This is a genomic window from Variovorax sp. FG153, assembly GCF_057809595.1.
Map to the genome: position 1 here is coordinate 54,872 of NZ_JBMDKG010000027.1, position 17,689 is coordinate 72,560.

The 17,689-nt window shown below is 71.1% G+C and carries 15 protein-coding genes; 11 read left to right on the forward strand and 4 right to left on the reverse strand.

All coding sequences use genetic code 11. From position 1 onward, the window contains the following. The first annotated feature begins 104 nt into the window (after nt 1–104). From ACODT0_RS25705 to ACODT0_RS25720, 4 genes are all read left to right on the forward strand, one after another. Nucleotides 105–1,631 (forward strand): FGGY family carbohydrate kinase, encoded by a 1,527-nt coding sequence (locus ACODT0_RS25705; protein WP_489042617.1) that lies wholly within the window; start codon nt 105–107, stop codon nt 1,629–1,631. Next, nucleotides 1,628–3,385, forward strand: a complete 1,758-nt coding sequence (locus tag ACODT0_RS25710) for a glycerol-3-phosphate dehydrogenase/oxidase (RefSeq protein WP_261212337.1) — start codon at nt 1,628–1,630, stop codon at nt 3,383–3,385. Before ACODT0_RS25705 ends, ACODT0_RS25710 begins: the two co-directional genes overlap by 4 nt. After that, nucleotides 3,382–4,137, forward strand: a complete 756-nt coding sequence (locus ACODT0_RS25715) for a GntR family transcriptional regulator (protein WP_057592543.1) — start codon at nt 3,382–3,384, stop codon at nt 4,135–4,137. The genes ACODT0_RS25710 and ACODT0_RS25715 overlap by 4 nt, the downstream gene beginning before the upstream one ends. Nucleotides 4,138–4,226: 89 nt before the next feature. Next, nucleotides 4,227–4,484 (forward strand): acyl-CoA-binding protein, encoded by a 258-nt coding sequence (locus ACODT0_RS25720; protein ID WP_057592544.1) that lies wholly within the window; start codon nt 4,227–4,229, stop codon nt 4,482–4,484. A 13-nt stretch (nt 4,485–4,497) separates the two neighbouring features. Here the strand turns inward: ACODT0_RS25720 and ACODT0_RS25725 are convergent, their stop codons facing one another. Then, a complete protein-coding gene (locus ACODT0_RS25725) occupies nt 4,498–5,748 on the reverse strand; it encodes a CaiB/BaiF CoA transferase family protein (RefSeq protein ID WP_489042618.1) in 1,251 nt (416 codons plus the stop codon). Between the two features lie 322 nt (nt 5,749–6,070). Here ACODT0_RS25725 and ACODT0_RS25730 point away from each other — a divergent pair, with 322 nt between their 5' ends. From ACODT0_RS25730 to ACODT0_RS25760, 7 genes are all read left to right on the forward strand, one after another. Then, complete coding sequence (locus ACODT0_RS25730) at nt 6,071–6,970, forward strand: helix-turn-helix domain-containing protein (protein ID WP_057592547.1); 900 nt, start codon at nt 6,071–6,073, stop codon at nt 6,968–6,970. Nucleotides 6,971–7,081: 111 nt separating this feature from the next. Beyond that, a complete protein-coding gene (locus tag ACODT0_RS25735; protein ID WP_489042619.1) occupies nt 7,082–8,002 on the forward strand; it encodes an ABC transporter substrate-binding protein in 921 nt (306 codons plus the stop codon). A 26-nt stretch (nt 8,003–8,028) separates the two neighbouring features. Beyond that, the gene (locus tag ACODT0_RS25740) at nt 8,029–9,546 is read left to right on the forward strand and encodes a sugar ABC transporter ATP-binding protein (protein WP_489042620.1); all 1,518 of its coding nucleotides are present in this window, start codon (nt 8,029–8,031) and stop codon (nt 9,544–9,546) included. Further along, complete coding sequence (locus ACODT0_RS25745; protein WP_057592549.1) at nt 9,543–10,523, forward strand: ABC transporter permease; 981 nt, start codon at nt 9,543–9,545, stop codon at nt 10,521–10,523. Before ACODT0_RS25740 ends, ACODT0_RS25745 begins: the two co-directional genes overlap by 4 nt. 48 nt (nt 10,524–10,571) lie before the next feature. Further along, nucleotides 10,572–11,705 (forward strand): alcohol dehydrogenase catalytic domain-containing protein, encoded by a 1,134-nt coding sequence (locus ACODT0_RS25750; protein WP_489042621.1) that lies wholly within the window; start codon nt 10,572–10,574, stop codon nt 11,703–11,705. Beyond that, nucleotides 11,702–13,228 carry an FGGY-family carbohydrate kinase gene (locus ACODT0_RS25755; protein ID WP_489042622.1) on the forward strand — a complete coding sequence of 509 codons (1,527 nt, stop codon included), beginning with the start codon at nt 11,702–11,704 and terminating at the stop codon, nt 13,226–13,228. The genes ACODT0_RS25750 and ACODT0_RS25755 overlap by 4 nt, the downstream gene beginning before the upstream one ends. 164 nt (nt 13,229–13,392) lie before the next feature. After that, nucleotides 13,393–14,130: an SDR family oxidoreductase gene (locus ACODT0_RS25760; protein WP_489042623.1), complete on the forward strand. Its 738-nt coding sequence runs from the start codon at nt 13,393–13,395 to the stop codon at nt 14,128–14,130. Nucleotides 14,131–14,142: 12 nt separating this feature from the next. Here ACODT0_RS25760 and ACODT0_RS25765 read toward each other — a convergent pair whose 3' ends face one another. The 3 genes from ACODT0_RS25765 to ACODT0_RS25775 are packed head-to-tail and all read right to left on the reverse strand — an operon-like array spanning nt 14,143 to nt 17,661. After that, the gene (locus ACODT0_RS25765) at nt 14,143–14,457 is read right to left on the reverse strand and encodes a polyhydroxyalkanoic acid system family protein (protein WP_489042624.1); all 315 of its coding nucleotides are present in this window, start codon (nt 14,455–14,457) and stop codon (nt 14,143–14,145) included. Further along, complete coding sequence (locus tag ACODT0_RS25770) at nt 14,450–15,580, reverse strand: aminopeptidase (protein WP_261212319.1); 1,131 nt, start codon at nt 15,578–15,580, stop codon at nt 14,450–14,452. Before ACODT0_RS25770 ends, ACODT0_RS25765 begins: the two co-directional genes overlap by 8 nt. Then, a complete protein-coding gene (locus ACODT0_RS25775; RefSeq protein ID WP_489042625.1) occupies nt 15,577–17,661 on the reverse strand; it encodes a molybdopterin-containing oxidoreductase family protein in 2,085 nt (694 codons plus the stop codon). The genes ACODT0_RS25770 and ACODT0_RS25775 overlap by 4 nt, the downstream gene beginning before the upstream one ends. Nucleotides 17,662–17,689: the final 28 nt, after the last annotated feature.

Consider the following 17,689-nt stretch of genomic DNA (forward strand, 5'->3'; position numbering starts at 1 on the left):
TGCACGTTGTCATGACAGGTGAGAATGTATGCGGCTCGTTTTGCCCGGAATACTAGGGGAAACGCTACTGCGATCTGAACCAAATTGCCCGAAGCTGTTATGACATGACAACGAACATCTACCTGGGTATAGACATGGGGTCGAGCAGCCTGAAGGCGCTCGCGCTCGATGCCGACAGCGGCCGCACGGTGGCGCTGGCGCGCGCCGCGCTGCCGCACGACCGGCGCCCCGGCGGCGGTTGCGAGGTGGCCGAGGCGGCGATCCATGCGGCGCTGGGCCGCGTGCTCGGCGCCATCGCGGGCCAGCTCGGCCCGCTGGCCGCCGCGGTGCGCGCCATCGGCTGCACCGGCCACGGCGCCGGCCTCTATGCGCTCGACGCGGCCGGCCGGCTGGTCGGCGGCAGCGCGGTCGCCTCCACCGACCAGCGCGCCACCGCCCGCGCCCTGAAGCTCGCACGCAGCCACGGCGCGGCGCTGTTCGACGACGTGGGCTGCGGGCCCTGGCCCGGACAGCCGACGCTGATCGCGGCCGAGCTGTTCGGCCACGACGCGGTGCAGCGCGGCGAGCTGCAGCGCCTGCTGTTCGCCAAGGACTACCTGGGCTTGCTGCTGACCGGCGAGGCCGCCACCGACCTCAGCGATGCGAGCACCGCCGGGCTGGTCTCGCTGGCCAGCGGCCGCTGGTCGCAGCAGGCCTTCGACGCAGCGGGCCTGTCGGACCTGTCGCCGCGCACGCTCGGGCGCATCGTGCCCAGCGGCGAGGTGTACGGCCGGCTGCTGCCCGCGCAGGCCGCGGCCTGCGGCCTGCCCGCGGGCGTGCCGGTGGCCATGGGCGCGATCGACCTGCTGGCCTCGATGACCGCGATCCGCGCCGAGGCGCGCGGCCATGCGGTGGCGGTGTTCGGCACCTGGAGCGTGAACGCCGCGATCGGCCCGGCCACGCCCGCGGGCGCGCCCAAGCCGCCGGTGGCCGCGGTGGTGAACTTCGGGCCGGCCGAGCGCCGGCTCTACATGGAGAACAGCCCCTCGTCGATGGCCAACATCGCCTGGGCCGCCGAGGCGCTGGGCTTCGGCAGCGAGCAGGCCGTGATCGATGCCGCCATGGGCTCGCCGCTGGGCGCGCATGGCGTGCGCTTCCTGCCCTTCGTCAACGGCGGCAGCGCGCCGCCCGGCGCGAGCGCGGGCTTCGTCGGCCTGCGCAGCCACCATGGCCGCGCCGACATGGCGCGCGCGGTGGTCGACGCGGTGGTGGCGCTGCATGCGCGCCACCTGGGCCGGCTCGCGGCCCACGGCCTGCTGCCCGGGGCGCTCACCATGCTCGGCGGCGGCGCGCGCGACGCGCGGCTGGCACGGCTGCTGGCCGGCTTCCTCGGCCGGCCGGTCGCGCGCTGCGGCGACGACGAGACCGGCGCGCGCGGCGCGGCGCTCTACGCCGCCATCTCGCAGGGCCTCGATCTCGACGCGAGCGCCAACGCCCATCTGCTCGCGCCCTGCGAGACCCTCGCGCCCGAAGCGGGCGACATCCCGCCCTGCGCCGATTTCCTGGCCGGCTTCGATGCGCTGCTCGACAGCCTCGCACCGGCCTTCACCCTGACCACCGGCACCACCCGCATGCCGGATTCCGCACGATGAGCGCCTGGCAACTGCCCTTCACCCGTCCCGCCTCGCTCGCCGGACGCCATTTCTCCACCGTCATCGTCGGCGCCGGCATCAACGGCGTGGGCGTGTTCCGCGACCTCTCGCTGCAGCGCGTGGACTGCCTGATCGTCGACAAGGGCGACTTCGGCGCCGGCGCCAGCAGCGCGCCCTCGCGCATGATCCACGGCGGCCTGCGCTACCTCGAGAACGGCAGCTTCTCGCTGGTGGCCGAGGCCACGCGCGAACGCAACCTGCTGCTGCGCAACGCGCCGCACCTGGTGAAGCCGCTGAAGACGGTGGTGCCGCTCGCGAGCCTGTTCGGCGGCATGCTCGGCAGCGCGCTGCGCTTCCTCGGCCGGCCGGCCTCGCCGCGCACGCGCGGCCTGCTGGCGGTGGCGCTGGGGCTGCGGCTGTACGACCTGCTGGGCCGGCGCCAGCGCGTGATGCCGGGCCACCGCATCGACCGCGTGCCGCCGCGCGACCGCCAGCTGTTCCGCGCGGCGATCCGCTGGACCGCGACCTTCTTCGACGCCTGGATCAGCCATCCCGAATGGCTGATCCTCGAGCTGATCGCCGATGCCTGCCGCGACCAACCGCGCTCCACCGCCGTCAACCACTGCCGCGTGATGGGCTGCGCCGGCAACATCCTCACCCTGCGCGACGAGATCACGGGCGAGCTGGTGCGCGTGACGGCCGACACGGTGGTCAATGCCAGCGGCGCCTGGCTCGACCGCAGCACCGCGGTGCTCGGCGGCAGCGGCCCGCGCGTGATGGGCACCAAGGGCTCGCACCTGGTGCTCGACCATCCCGCGCTGCGCGACGCGCTCGACGGCCGCATGGCCTACTTCGAGGCGATGGACGGACGCGTGTGCATCGTCTATCCCTTCCTCGACCGCGTGCTGGTCGGCTCGACCGACATCCCGGTGGAAGATCCCGACCAGATCGCCACCGAGCCGGAGGAGGTCGACTACCTGCTCGAGGTGCTGCGCGAGGTGTTCCCCAACCTCGCCTTCGACCCGGCCGACGTGGTCTACACCTATGTCGGCGTGCGGCCGCTGGCGCGCTCCGATGCCGACAAGCCGGGCCAGATCTCGCGCGACCACTCGGTGGCCGTCGATCCGCCGAACGCCACGCGCGACATCCCGATCGTCTGCCTGGTGGGCGGCAAGTGGACCACCTTCCGCGCGCTGGCCGAGGAGGCCACCGACGCGGTGCTGCGCCACCTCGGCCGCGCGCGCACCGCCTCCACCGACATGCTGCCGATCGGCGGCGGCGCCGAGTTCCCGGCCGACGCGGCCGCCACCGAGCGCCTGCTCGAGCGCCTGATGGCCACCGGCGCGAGCCGCCGCCGCGCCCAGGCGCTGTTCGCGCGCTACGGCGCCAAGGCGCTGCCGCTGGCGCAGCGGCTCGCGGCCTCGGGCGACGTGCCGCTGCGGCATGCGCCCGACTACTCGGTGGCCGAGCTCGGCTACCTGTGCCTCGAGACCGGCGTGATCCACCTGTCGGACCTGGTGGTGCGCCGCACCCTGCTGGCGATCCGCGGCCAGGTCACCGACGCCGCGCTGGCCGAGATCGCCGGCATCGCGGCCGAGGCCCTGGGCTGGGACGCGCAGCGCCAGCGCGAGGAGCTCCATGCCTGCGCCACCGCGCTGCGCGAACGCCACGGCGTGCGCCTGCAGACCGCCGCCCCGGCAGCGGATTCCCCTTTGGATGCATCATTGATGGCCTCGAAGCCCGTCCTCACGTGAACAGCCCGACCTTGACCGCGCCCGCCCTCGACCGGAATTCCGAATCGCCCCTGTGGGCCCAGTTTCGCGACGCCGTCCGCCTGCAGATCCTGCAGGGCGAACTGCCGATCGGCGCCAAGCTGCCGTCCGAGGCCGAACTCGGCGACCAGTACGGCATCTCGCGCATCGTGGTGCGCGAGGCGCTGGCCGACCTGGTGCGCAACGGCCTCATCTACAAGATCAAGGGCCGCGGCGCCTTCGTCGCGGCGCGCGAGCGCGACGAGGACTTCGTCTCCACCGTGCTGGGCTTCTCCGACGAGATGGAGCGCAAGGGCCGCTCGGTGCGCACCCAGATCCTGACCCAGGAGCTGCGCCTGCCCACCACCCTCGAGGCCGGCGCGCTCGGCCTCACCGAAGACACGCAGGTGGTCGCGCTCAAGCGCCTGCGCAGCGTGGACGGCGAGCTGCGCCTGCTGGTCGAGACCGTGGTGCCGGCCGACATGGCGCCGGGCCTGCACCGCATCCGGCTGGAAGACCGCTCGCTCTACGACGTGCTGCGCCGCCAGTACGGCCTGCGCCTGGTGCGCGCCGAGCGCTGGATCGACGCCGTGCTGCCCGACGCCCAGACCTGCGAGCTGCTGAACCTGCCCGCGCCCGAGCCGCTGCTGCGCATCGAGTCGATCGCCTACGGGCTCAATGGCCGGCCGCTCGAGCACTACCGCGCGCTGCACCGCTGCAAGTCGAGCCGGCTGCACGTGCAGACCACGACCTGAGGCCCTTCACGCGGCGCGGGCTCGAACGCGGGTGACTGTCGGGTCAGTAAGATGCCCGACTCCTTCCACCTACCTACGTATCCCCCGCCATGTCCGACCTCGACGAACGCTTCCAGACCGCCCAGGCCAATTCCAAGCTGCTGGCCGAGCGCCCCGACAACCCCACGCTGCTGAAGATCTACGGCCTGTTCAAGCAGGCGACCGAGGGCGACAACACGGCCAAGAAGCCCAGCTTCAGCGACATCGTCGCGCGCGCCAAGTGGGATGCCTGGACCTCGCGCAAGGGCCTGAGCGGCGACGAGGCCAAGGAACAGTACATCGCGCTGATCGAGTCGCTGCGCGGCTGAGTGCCGGCTCCCCTCACGCCCCGCCGATGATCCCGCGCTCGCGCAGCGCCGCGATCTGGCCGGCGGTCAATCCGATCTCCTCGAGCACCGCGTCGGTGTCCGCGCCCAGCGCGGGCGCGTTCAGCCGGTGCGCGGCCGGCGTGCGCGAGAGCTTGGGCACGAAGCCCGGCACCGACAGCTCGCTGCCGTCGTCCATGCGCAGCCGCTGCAGCATGCCGCGCGCCGCGTAGTGCGGGTCGGCCGCGATGTCGGCGATGGTGTAGATGCGCCCGGCCGGCACGTGCGCGGCATCGAGTGCGGCCAGCACCTCGTCGACGGTGCGGCTGGCGGCCCAGCCGCCGATGGCGGCGTCGAGCAGTTCCACCTGCGCCACGCGGCCGGTGTTGTTCGCCAGCGCGGGATCGGCCGCCAGATCGGGCCGGCCGATGCAGCCCATGAGCCGGCGAAAGATGCTGTCGCCATTGCCCGCGACGATCGCGTAGCCGCCGTCGGCGCAGCGGTAGGCATTGGTCGGCGCGATGCCCGGCAGCGCGCTGCCCGCGGCCTCGCGCACCGCGCCGAAGGCGCCGTACTCGGGCAGCAGGCTCTCCATGCAGTTGAAGACGGCCTCGTAGAGCGCCACGTCGACCACCTGGCCCAGGCCCTTCGGATGCTCGGCGCTCACGGTGGCGTGGCGATGCTGCAGCGCCATCAGCACGCCGACGACGCCATGCAGCGAGGCCAGCGTATCGCCGATCGACACGCCCACGCGCACCGGCACGCGGCCCGGCTCGCCCGTGAGGTGGCGCAGCCCGCCCATGGCCTCGGCCACCACGCCGAAGCCGGGCCGGTCGCGATAGGGACCGGTCTGTCCATAGCCGCTGATGCGCAGCATCACGAGCGCGGGATTGGCCGCCAGCAGCGCCTCGGGGCCCAGGCCCCAGCCCTCCATCGCGCCGGGGCGGAAGTTCTCGATCAGCACGTCGGCCTCGGCCGCGAGCTGGCGCACGATGGCCTGCGCCTCGGCCTCGCGCAGGTCGAGCGCCAGCGAGCGCTTGTTGCGCGACTGCACCTGCCACCAGACCGAGGTGCCGTCCTTCATCAGCCGCCAGCTGCGCAGCGGATCGCCCGCGCCCGGCGGCTCGATCTTGACCACCTCGGCGCCGAAGTCGGCCAGCGTGCGGGCCGCGAAGGGGCCGGCGATCAGCTGGCCGAGCTCGATGACCTTGAGGCCGGCGAGCGGGCCGGCGGCGGGAGCAGAGGAGGAAGCAGTGGATGTCGTCATGGCCTGCGAGTGTGCCGCGCGCCGCGCCGGGGCTTGCGGGGCGGGAAAACACCTATGAATTCTTGACGCCCGCACGGCCTCGAGACGCCCGGCTTTCCGCAGCGCAGCAATCCGGGCCGTCGCGGGCCGTTTCCCTCGGGGAGAAAGCTTCTTGCTGCGCCGCAGCGCGGATCGCGGTGCGCCCCGCGCGCCCGACACCGCGCATCAAAAAAGTATCGATTCGGGCCGCCATCTCTGGTTGTTGGCGTCGGGAGCGGTTCGTACAGTCCGCCCCACGCTGTCACGCACCCATCCGAACACTGCCCGAGGAACAACGAGCGCCATGCAACCCGATCTGGAAATCGTCGAAGTCCGCGGTGACGAATCCTTCGCCTGCTGGGCCCACGGCTACCCCTACCGCACCGTGCGCTGGCACTTCCATCCCGAGTACGAGATCCAGCTCATCGTCGAGACCCAGGGCGTCTACTTCGTGGGCGACCACGTCGGCCACTTCGAGCCCGGCAACCTCGTGATGATGGGCCCCGACCTGCCGCACAACTGGATCAGCGACGTGCCCGCGGGCCAGAGCGTGGAGCGGCGCGGCATCGTGATCCAGTTCCCGGCCGGCCTGGTGCGCAACATGGCCGCGAGCTTCCCCGAGTTCGCGCGCATCGCGCCGCTGATCGCCGAGTCGGGCGCGGGCCTGCTGTTCTCGGCCGAGACGGCGGCCGCCGCCAAGCCGATCATGGAAGCGCTGCTCGAGGCGCGCGGGCTGCGCCGCGTGATCCTGCTCTTGTCGCTGCTCGAGCTGCTGGCCGCGAGCCAGGACCGCCAGCGGCTCGCGAGCCCGGCCTTCAAGCCCGATCCCAAGGCCTTCATGTCGCACGCCATCAACAACGTGCTGGCCCACATCGCGGCCAACCTCGGCGACGAGCTGCGCGAGCCGATGCTGGCCGAGCTGGTGGGCCAGAGCCCGAGCGCCTTCTCGCGCGCCTTCCGCAAGCACACGGGCCAGTCCTTCGTGCGCTACGTGAACCGGCTGCGCATCAGCCGCGCCTGCGAGCTGCTGACCAGCAGCGAGAAGCCGGTGCTCGACGTCTGCATGGACGTGGGCTTCAACAACGTGTCGAACTTCAACCGGCAGTTCCTGCTGCACAAGCGCATGCCGCCGACCAAGTTCCGCAACTTCCACCGCATGCAGGCGGCGCAGGCCGCGCACCTGCGCGGCGCCAGCCCGCCGTAGGCGGCCCGCCCCCGTTTCCCGCATCGCCATCGGCGCGGGCCCGTTCGGGCACCGCGCGGGGCGAAGCCTTGCCCGCGTCCTTTCCACCGTCATCACCCAAGGAGACATGCCATGAAGAAGAACACCCTCGCCACCGCCACCCTCGCCGCGCTGCTGTGCGCCGCCTCCGCCGCGCAGGCCCAGGCGCCGAAGCAGCCGCTGCGCATCGGCATGAGCTTCCAGGAGCTCAACAACCCCTACTTCGTGACCATGAAGCAGGCGCTCGAGGAGGCGGCCGCGAGCATCGGCGCCAGCGTGGTCGCAACCGACGCGCGCCACGACGTGGCCAAGCAGATCGGCGACGTGGAGGACATGATCCAGAAGAAAGTCGACATCCTGCTCTTGAACCCGACCGACTCCACCGGCGTGCAGTCGGCGGTGCGCTCGGCCAAGAAGGCCGGGCTGGTGGTGGTGGCGGTCGATGCCAACGCACAGGGCCCGGTCGACTCCTTCGTCGGCTCGAAGAACACCGACGCAGGCCGGCTGGCCTGCGAGCACCTGGCCAAGGCCATCGGCGAGAAGGGCGACGTGGCGATCCTCGACGGCATCCCGGTGGTGCCGATCCTCGAGCGCGTGAAGGGCTGCCGCGAGGCGCTCGCCAAGTACCCGGGCATCAAGGTGGTGAGCACGCAGAACGGCAAGCAGGAACGCGCCACCGCGCTCACCGTGACCGAGAACATCCTGCAGGCCAACAAGGACCTGAAGGGCATGTTCAGCGTCAACGACGGCGGCGCGATGGGCGCGCTCGCGGCCATCGAGGCCAGCGGCAAGGACGTGAAGCTCACCAGCGTCGACGGCGCGCCCGAGGCCATCAAGGCGATGCAGAAGCCGGGCTCGAAGTTCATCGCCACCACCGCGCAATACCCGCGCGACCAGATCCGGCTGGCCATCGGCATCGCGCTCGCGAAGAAGTGGGGCGCCAACGTGCCGGCGGCGGTGCCGGTCGACGTGAAGCTGATCGACGCCGAAGGCGCGAAGAGCTTCAGCTGGTAAGGCGCGGACGGACCCCGGCCGTGACCATGAACGACACCGCCGAGATGCTGCGGCTGGAGGGCGTCTCGAAGCGCTTTCCCGGCGTGCAGGCGCTCTCGGGCATCGACCTCTCGATCCGCAAGGGCGAGGTGCATGCGCTGCTCGGCGAGAACGGCGCGGGCAAGTCGACGCTGATGAAGATCCTCTGCGGCATCCACCAAGCCGACGAGGGCCGCATCTACATCGACGGCAGCGAGCGCCGCTTCGCGGGCTATGCCGACGCCATCGCGGCGGGCGTGGGGATCATCTTCCAGGAGTTCAGCCTGATCCCGCACCTGGACGCGGCCGAGAACATCTTCCTGGGCCGCTACCCCACGCGCCGCTTCGGCCTGATCGACCGGGCCGCGATGCGGCGCGCGGCACGGCAGCTGTTCGACGAACTGGGCGTGCGCATCGACCTGCGCGTGCCGGTGTGCCGGCTCTCGGTGGCGCAGCAGCAGTTCGTGGAGATCGGCAAGGCGCTGTCGCTGAAGGCGCGCCTGCTGGTGCTCGACGAGCCGACCGCCACGCTGACGCCGAACGAGGCCGACCACCTGTTCCGGATCATGCGGTCGCTGCGCGACCGGGGCGTGGCGATGATCTTCATCTCGCACCACCTCGACGAGATCTTCGAGGTCTGCGACCGCATCAGCGTGCTGCGCGACGGCGCCAACGCGGGCCATGCGGAGGTCGGCGCGACCGACATCGACGCACTGGTCGAGATGATGGTGGGCCGGCGCATCGAGCAGAGCTTTCCGCCCAAGCCGCAACCGGCACCGCATGCGGCCGGCGCGCGCAAGCTGCTCGAGGTGCCCGCCATCCAGCTCGCGAAGGGCGGGCCGGTCAATGCCTTCGAACTGCATGCGGGCGAGATCCTCGGCTTCGCGGGCCTGGTCGGCTCGGGCCGCACCGAGCTCGCGCTCGGCATGATGGGCGCCGACCGCGCGCACCGCAAGACGGTGCTGCGCAACGGCACGCCCGTGCGGCTCGACGACCCGACGCAGGCGCTCTCGCACGGCATCGGCCTCCTGCCCGAGAGTCGCAAGGTGCAGGGGCTGATCACCGACTTCACGATCCGCTTCAACATCACGCTCAACAACCTGGGCCGACACCGCCGCGCGGGCCTGGTGCGCGAGGGCACCGAGAAGCGCGAGGCGGCCGAGCTCGCGCGCCGCGTGGGCGTGAAGGCGCCGGACCTCGAGACCCGCGTGGCCACGCTCTCGGGCGGCAACCAGCAGAAGGTGGTGATCGCGCGCTGGCTCGGCCACGCCTGCGAGGTGCTGATCTTCGACGAGCCCACGCGCGGCATCGACGTCGGCGCCAAGGCCGAGATCTACGCCCTGATGCGCGAGCTCACGCGCCAGGGCAAGGCGGTGCTGATGATCTCGAGCGAGCTGCCCGAGATCGTCGGCATGTGCGACCGCGTCGCGGTGTTCTCGGGCGGGTCCATCGTGGCCACGCTCGAGGGCGACTCCATCCACTCCGGCGACATCATGCGCCACGCAACCACAGGGGGTTCGCCATGAACGCCACCGCCAGCCATCCCGCGCCGCCCGCTCCCGCCGGTGGATTCCTCACCGAGCTGCGCCGCTCCACGGCCTTCCTGCCGCTGGTCGGGCTGGTCGCGATCTCGGTCTTCATGATCGTCGCGACCGACAACTTCCTGTCCTGGGGCAACCTGCAGAACATCGCGCTGCAGTCCTCGATCAACGCCATCATCGCGGTCGGCATGACCGCGGCCATCCTCACCGGCGGCATCGATCTCTCGGTGGGCGCGGTGGTGGCGCTGTCGGGCACCTTGGCCTCGGGGCTGATGGTGCAGTTCGGGCTGCCGCCGCTGCTCGCGGTGCCGCTGGGCCTGGCCGTGGGCGCGGTCATCGGCCTGTTCAACGGCTACTGCGTGGCCTACCTGCGCATGCCGCCGATCATCGTGACCCTGGCCACCATGGGCATCGCGCGCGGCATCGCGCTGATCTACACCGGCGGCTACCCGATCGACGGCCTGCCCGAGTCCTTCGCCTTCCTCGGCGGCGGCACGCTGGCGGGCATCAAGGTGCCGATCCTGCTCATGCTCGCCACCTACCTCGCGGCCTACGTGCTGCTGAACATGGCGCCCTTCGGCCGCTACGTCTACGCCATCGGCGGCAACGAGGAAGCGACGCGGCTGTCGGGCGTGCGGGTGGCGCGCTACAAGCTGCTGGTGTATGCGCTCAGCGGCTTCACGGCCGCGGTCGCCGGCATCGTGCAGGCCTCGCGCGTGACCAGCGGCCAGCCCGGCGTGGGCGTGGGCTTCGAGCTCGACGCCATCGCCGCCGTGGTGATGGGCGGCACCTCGATCGCCGGCGGCCGCGGCGCGATCGTCGGCACCCTCGTCGGCGCGCTGCTGCTGGGCGTGCTCAACAACGGGCTCAACATGATCGGCGTGTCGCCGTACCTGCAACTGATCATCAAGGGCGGCATCGTGCTGCTCGCGATCTTCATCAGCCGGGAAGCAAAGCGCTAGCCCTCCCTCTTCTGCCTTGCTCCTTCCCCCTCTCCCCACAAGGAACCCATGTCTTATCAAAAGCTCCAGTCCGGCAGCACGGGCGCCATCGCCCGGCTCGCCATGCAGGCCGTCGTCTGCCACGGCCCCAAGGACTACCGCCTCGAGACCGTCGAGGTGCCCGCCATCGGCGCCAACGAACTGCTGATCTCGATCGCGGCCTGCGGCATCTGCGCCTCCGACTGCAAGTGCCATTCGGGCGCGAAGATGTTCTGGGGCGGCGACGGCCAGCCCTCGTGGGTCAAGGCGCCGGTGATTCCGGGCCACGAGTTCTTCGGCTACGTCGAGGCGCTCGGCGAAGGCGCGGCCGAGCACTTCGGCGTGAGCAAGGGCGACCGCGTGATCGCCGAGCAGATCGTGCCCTGCGGCAAGTGCCGCTTCTGCACCTCGGGCAAGTACTGGATGTGCGAGGTGCACAACATCTTCGGCTTCCAGCGCATCGTGGCCGACGGCGGCATGGCCGACTACATGCGGCTGCCGCCGACCGCGCGCGTGCACAGGATCCCCGACGGCATCGCGCTCGAGGACGCGGCCATCATCGAGCCGCTGTCGTGCGCGATCCATACCGTGAACCGCGGCGACATCCAGCTCGACGACGTGGTGGTGATCGCGGGCGCCGGCCCGCTCGGCCTGATGATGACGCAGGTGGCGGCGCTCAAGACGCCCAGGCAGCTGATCGTGATCGACCTCGTGCCCGAACGCCTCGCGCTCGCGAAGCAGTACGGCGCCGACGTCGTGATCAATCCGAAGACCGAGAACGCCGATGCCATCGTCAAGGGCCTGACCGAGGGCTATGGCTGCGACGTCTACATCGAGACCACGGGCGCGCCGATCGGCGTGACGCAGGGCCTGGAGATGATCCGCAAGCTCGGCCGCTTCGTCGAGTTCAGCGTCTTCGGCGCGGAGACCAGCGCCGACTGGTCGATCATCGGCGACCGCAAGGAGCTCGACGTGCGCGGCGCCCACCTCGGGCCCTACTGCTACCCGATCGCCATCGACCTGCTGGCGCGCGGGCTCGTGACCTCGAAGGGCATCGTCACGCACGACTTCCCGCTGACCGAATGGGAACGCGCCTTCGCGCTCGCCAACTCGCTCGACTCGATCAAGGTGCTGCTCAAGCCGCAGCCGCGGACCGCCCCATGAAGTACGTGATCGGCGTCGACATCGGCACGCAGAGCACCAAGTGCCTGCTGGTCGGCATCGACGGACGCGTGCGCGCGCAGGCCGGCGTGGCCTACCAGCCCGAGACGCCGAAGCCGCTGTGGGCGCAGCAGGACTGCGCCGTGTGGTTCGACGCCGTGTGCGAGAGCGTGCGCGCCTGCGTCGCGAAGAGCGGCGTCGCGCCCGCCGACATCGCCGCGATGTGCGTGAGCAGCCTCTATGGCGGCGCCGGCATCCCGGTCGACGAGACCATGCAGCCGCTGCATCCCTGCCTGATCTGGATGGACCGCCGCGCCACCGCGCAGGTCGATGCGGTGAACGCGACCGTCGACGTCCAGAAGCTGCAGGCGATCACGGGCAACGGCGTGGACAGCTACTACGGCTACACCAAGATGCTGTGGATCCGCGAGCACCAGCCCGAGGTGTGGGCGAAGACGCGCTGGTTCCTGCCGCCCAACAGCTACGTCAACTGGCGGCTGACCAGCGAGCTCGCGGTCGACCACAGCTCGGCCGGCAACATCGGCGGCGGCTACGACGCGGCGCGGCGCGGCTGGTCCCACGAGGCGCTCGGCATGCTGGGCATTCCGGCGCGCATGATGCCGCCGCGGCTGGTCGAATCGAGCGACGTGGTCGGCGGCCTGAAGGCCGAATGGGCCGCGCGGCTCGGCCTCGCCGAAGGCATGCCCCTGATGGGCGGCGGCGTGGATGCCGCGGTGGCCACCTTCTGCGCGGGCGTGACCGGCAGCGGCGACCATGTCGCGATGATCGGCACCAGCATGTGCTGGGGCTTCGTAAGCCCGAGCGTGGACGCGCGCCACCGGCTCATCGGCATGCCGCACGTGTACCGCGGCGCGGACCGCAGCTACGTGTTCGGCGGCGCCATCGCCGCGGGCGCGGCCGTCACCTGGTTCCGCGACACCTTCTGCCAGGCCGAGCTGGCCGAGGCCGCGCGCACCGGCGAGGACGCGCATGCGCTGATCGAGCGCCAGGCCGTCGACGTGCCGCCCGGCGCGCAGGGCCTGGTGTTCCTGCCCTACCTGATGGGCGAGCGCAGCCCGATCTGGGATGCACAGGCCAAGGGCGCCTTCATCGGCCTCTCGCTCGCGCACGGCCGTGCCCACCTCTACCGCGCCGTGCTCGAGGGCGTGAGCTTCGCGCTGCAGCACAACATCGAGGCCGGGCGCCAAAGCGGCCAGCCGCTGGACCCGCGCCTGATCGTGGTCGGCGGCGCGGCCCATTCCGACCTCTGGATGCAGATCGTGGCCGACATCACGGGCTACCCCGTGTTCACCATCGAGGAAGAGGTCGAGGCTGCCCTCGGCGCGGCAATGCTCGCGGCGCTGGGCGCGGGGCTGGTCGATGCGGCGACGGCCGAACGCGGCTGGGTCACGCTGGTGGAACGCGCAAGGCCCGAGCCCCAGGCGCAGGCCGTCTACCGCGAGCGCTTCGAGATCTACAAGTCGCTGTACCCCGCGTTGCGCGATGCGATGCATCGATTGAAATAAGACAACAACAACGGCCGGACGCAGAGGACGCGAAGGTTCCGCGAAGAGCGCGAAAAAGAAATTCAGAAAATGATGGGATTCCTTTTTGCGTCCTTCGCGAAACCTTCGCGTCCTCTGCGTCTGGAAGTCCGCTCCCCTCTCCACGTCATCCCCCACCTTCCGACATGAACCCATCCTTCGACTTCACCGGCCGACGCGCACTCGTGACCGGCGCTAGCAGCGGTATCGGCCGCGCAGTAGCGGTACGGATCGCGCAAACAGGCGCGCAGGTCACGGCCGTGGGCCGCCAGGAAGCCGCGCTCCAGAAGCTGCAGGAAGAGACAGGCTGCAACCCACTCGTGCTCGACGTGGCCGACTCCCAAGCCCTCGACCAGGCATTCGCCGAGCTCCCCGCCTTCGACCTCGTGGTGAACTGCGCCGGCATCGCGCTGCTCGAACCGGCGCTCGAACTGCAGGCCCGGAGCTTCGATGCCGTCATGGCCGTCAACGCGCGTGCCGCCGCGCTGGTCGCCGCGCGCTGCGGCAAAGCGATGGCCGCGGCCGGCGTGCGCGGCAGCATCGTCAATGTCTCGAGCCAGGCCGCGCTGGTCGCGCTCGATGCGCACCTCTGCTACTGCGCCTCGAAGGCCGCGCTCGATGCGATCACGCGCTCGCTGTGCCTCGAGCTCGGGCCGCACGGCATCCGCGTCAACAGCGTCAATCCCACCGTCACGCTCACGCCCATGGCCGAGCAGGCCTGGGCCGATCCGGCCAAGAGCGCGGCCGCCATCGCGGGCATCCCGCTCGGGCGCTTCGCGCGCGTGGAGGAAGTGGTCGCGCCGATCCTCTTCCTGCTGAGCGAGGGCGCGTCGATGATCAGCGGCGCATCGCTGCCGGTGGACGGCGGCTACACCATCGCCTGAAACGGCGGCGCTTCAGGCGAAGCGGTTGCCGCCCTCGGCCGGCCCCAGCAGCGTATCGAGGTTGCGGCTGATCTTCTGCTCGATCATTTCGCTGAAGCTGCTGAAGAGGAAGCCCAGCGTGGCATCGAAGGTGAGCGTCTGGGCCGTCACCTCGACCGTGCCGTCGATGCCGGCGCGCGTGAAGGTCGCCACGTCGCGCTCCTCGCCCTCGGTGTAGACGCAATCGAGCCCGAACTCCTGCTCGGCCTGCCGCACCCACTTGCGTGCCACCTGGCGTGCGCGGGCGATGCCCAGGGTGTGTTGGCGTTCGATATGGATGTCAGGCACCGTCGTGTTCTCCGTTGTTGTCGTGGCCGCGGCCGCGCCGCGTCTGCAGGATGCCGCTGGCCGTGGCGAGCGCCTGGCGGCGCTCCTCCATGGTCGGCAACCGGCCGATGCGGCGGACCTCAGTGTAAAAGCGCGGCCAGCTCCGGCCCTCGCGTTCGAACAGCGCCTCGAAACTCGGCACCAGGTCGTCGTAGGCGCCCTGCGCGCCGAAGGCCGCGTTGTTGGCGCGCGCCACCCAGCCGTCGTAGGCATGCTGGCGCGGGCCGGCCCAGCCCTCGCGCAGCGCCGCGTAGCGGGCGCGGAAGTCGTCCATCGCGGCCTGCTTCATCGCGGCCACGGCCTTCCAGTCCTGGGCCTTGGCCTCGGGCGATTCGTAGACCCGCGTGAGCGCGCGCCGGGTGTCGAGCGCGAGCGCGCGGAACTGCTGGCGCTGGGCATCGAACTGCGCGTACTCGCGGCGCGCCGGCTCGCCGGCCTCGCGCTGCAGCCACAGCGCGCCGCCGATGCGCTCGACCGCCGTCGCATAGGACTCGTTGAACACCGTGTCGCCCGCCACGTAGAGCACCTGGTGCGCGAGCTCATGGAACACCAGCCGCGCGAGCTCGCCCTCGGGGTAGCCGATGAAGGTCGACAGCAGCGGGTCGCCGCCGGCCCAGTTCATCCAGCCCAGCGTGGAGTAGGCGGGCACCGGGTAGACCGAGACCTCGAGGTCCTGCCGCTTCTGCGCCTCGGCCTCGGCCTTGGCCGCCTCCTCGCTGTAGTAGCCGCGGTAGCCCACGCAGCCCGCCACGGGGAAGCACCAGCTCTTGAGCGTGAGCGAATACGGCGGCGCCGCCACCACGTTCCACACCGCGGCCGCGCGGTGCAGGTCGGCGTAGGCGGTGTAGCTGGGGTTGTCGGGCAGGCCCAGTTCGTCGCTCGCGAAGCGGCGGATGCGCTGCGTGAGCTCGAGCTTGGCCTTGAGCGCCGCGGGCACCGCGGGATCGGCCAGCCAGTCGGGCACCGGCTTCGCGGCGCGCATGATGCCGATGTGGCCACTGGCCGACTGCCAGTAGTAGCGCAGGTCGGCGCAGCCGCCGAGCAGCAGCGCGCCGGCCAGCGCCACGATGGAGGCGGCCTTCACGCGGCCGCCGCCTGCGCGCCGGCCACGCGCTCGACCTCGACCAGGCAGTCGTAGAAGGTCGGGCCGCGGCCGATGTCGGTCAGGCGCTGGCTCGTGAGCTGGTTGACGTTGGTGCCGTCCATGCCGAGCTTGCGCCACCAGATGCCCATGCCGTTGACCACGCCGGGGCGCGCGCGGCGCGAGACCTCGGCGCGGCAGCGGTGCTCGCCGCGGCCGTTGAACACGCGCACCAGCGCGCCGTCCTCGATGCCGCGCACGGCCGCGTCGTCGGCATGGATCTCGAGCAGCGGCTCGACCTCGATCGCGCGCAGGCTGGTCACGTTGACGAAGGTGGAATTGAGGAAGTTGCGCGCCGGCGGCGAGATCATCGCGAGCGGGAATTCGGTGGAGCTGCCCGCCGGCTCCCAGTTGGGCACGTGGTCGGGAAGGCCGTCCATGCCCATGGCCGCCAGGCGCGCGCTGTGGAACTCGCAGCGGCCCGAGGGCGTGGGGAAGCGGCCCTCGGCGAACGGCGCCTCGGCCAGCTTCACGCTGGTGAAGCCCTGGGCGAGCAGTTGCGCGAAGTCGATGCTCCCCTCGGCGAAGGCGGTGCGGCACAGCGACTCGTCGCTCTCGGCGAAGCAGGGCTCGTCGAAGCCCAGGCGGCGCGCCAGCTCGCGGAACACCCAGGCATTGCTGCGCGCCTCGCCGCGCGGCGCCACGGCCGGGCGGTTCAGCAGCACGTCGGTGTGGCCGTAGCTGCAGTGGATGTCCCAGTGCTCGAGCTGCGTGGTGGCCGGCAGCAGGTAGTCGGCGTAGTCGGCGGTGTCGGTGCGGAACTGCTCGAGCACCACGGTGAACAGGTCCTCGCGCGCGAAGCCCGCCGCCACCTTGGCCGACTCGGGTGCCACCGCCACCGGGTTGCTGTTGTAGACCACGATCGCCTGGATCGGCTTCGCGGTGTCGAGCAGCGCGTCGCCGATGGTGCTCATGTTGATGGTGCGCGGCCGGCGGCCGGCCAGCAGGTCGGGCCGCTGCAGCGCGGCGCGGTCGACCGGGTAATGGCCCGAGCTGCTCAGCAGCAGCCCGCCCGCGCGGTCGCGCCAGGCGCCCACCAGCGCCGGCAGGCAGGCGACCGCGCGCGCCGCGTTGCCGCCGCCGCGCACGCGCTGCATGCCGTAGTTCAGGCGGATCGCGGCCGGCTTCGTGGTGCCATAGGCCCGGGCCAGCGCCACGATCTGTTCCTCGGGCACGCCGCACACGCGTGCCGCGCGCGCGGGCGGCCATTGCAGCGCGCGCTCGCGCAACTGCTCCCAGCCCAGCGTGTGGTTCGCGATGTAGTCGTGGTCGAGCCAGTCGTGCACGATCAGCTCGTGCATCAGCGCCAATGCCAGCGCGGCATCGGTGCCCGGCAGCAGCGCGATGTGCTCGTCGCACTTGTCGGCGGTCTCGGTGCGCCGCGGGTCGATGCACACCAGCCGCGCGCCGGCGCGCCGGGCCGCCTGGGCGTGGCGCCAGAAGTGCAGGTTGCTCGCGATCGAGTTGCTGCCCCAGATCAGGATCAGCTTCGCCTCGGCGAAGAACTCGATGCGCATGCCGACCTTGCCGCCCAGCGTGTGGACCATGGCCTCGCCGCCGGCCATCGAGCAGATGGTGCGGTCGAGCAGGCTGGCGCCGAGCTTGTGGAAGAAGCGCCGGTCCATCGATTCGCCCTGCACCAGGCCCATCGTTCCCGCATAGCTGTAGGGGAGAATGCTCTCGGGATCGGCCCGCAATGACCGAAGATGCGCGGCGATGCCGTCGAGCGCAGCCTCCCAGCTCACCGGCTCGAAGCGGCCGCTGCCCTTGGGGCCGACCCGCTTGAGCGGCTGGACCAGCCGTTCGGCATGGTCGTTGCGTTCGATGTAGCGGGACACCTTGGTGCACAGCACGCCGCCCGTGTGCGAATGGGCCGGATTTCCCTGCAGCTTGACCGCCACTCCGTCCTTGACGGTGGTGACGAGCGCGCAGGTGTCCGGGCAGTCGTGGGGGCAGGCGCCGAGCACCGTGGCGGCAGCGGCGGGCGAGGAGTCGTGGGGGGTGTCGTTCGAGGCGTGGGCCATCGGGCGAGTCTAAAGTTTTTAAGGTTTT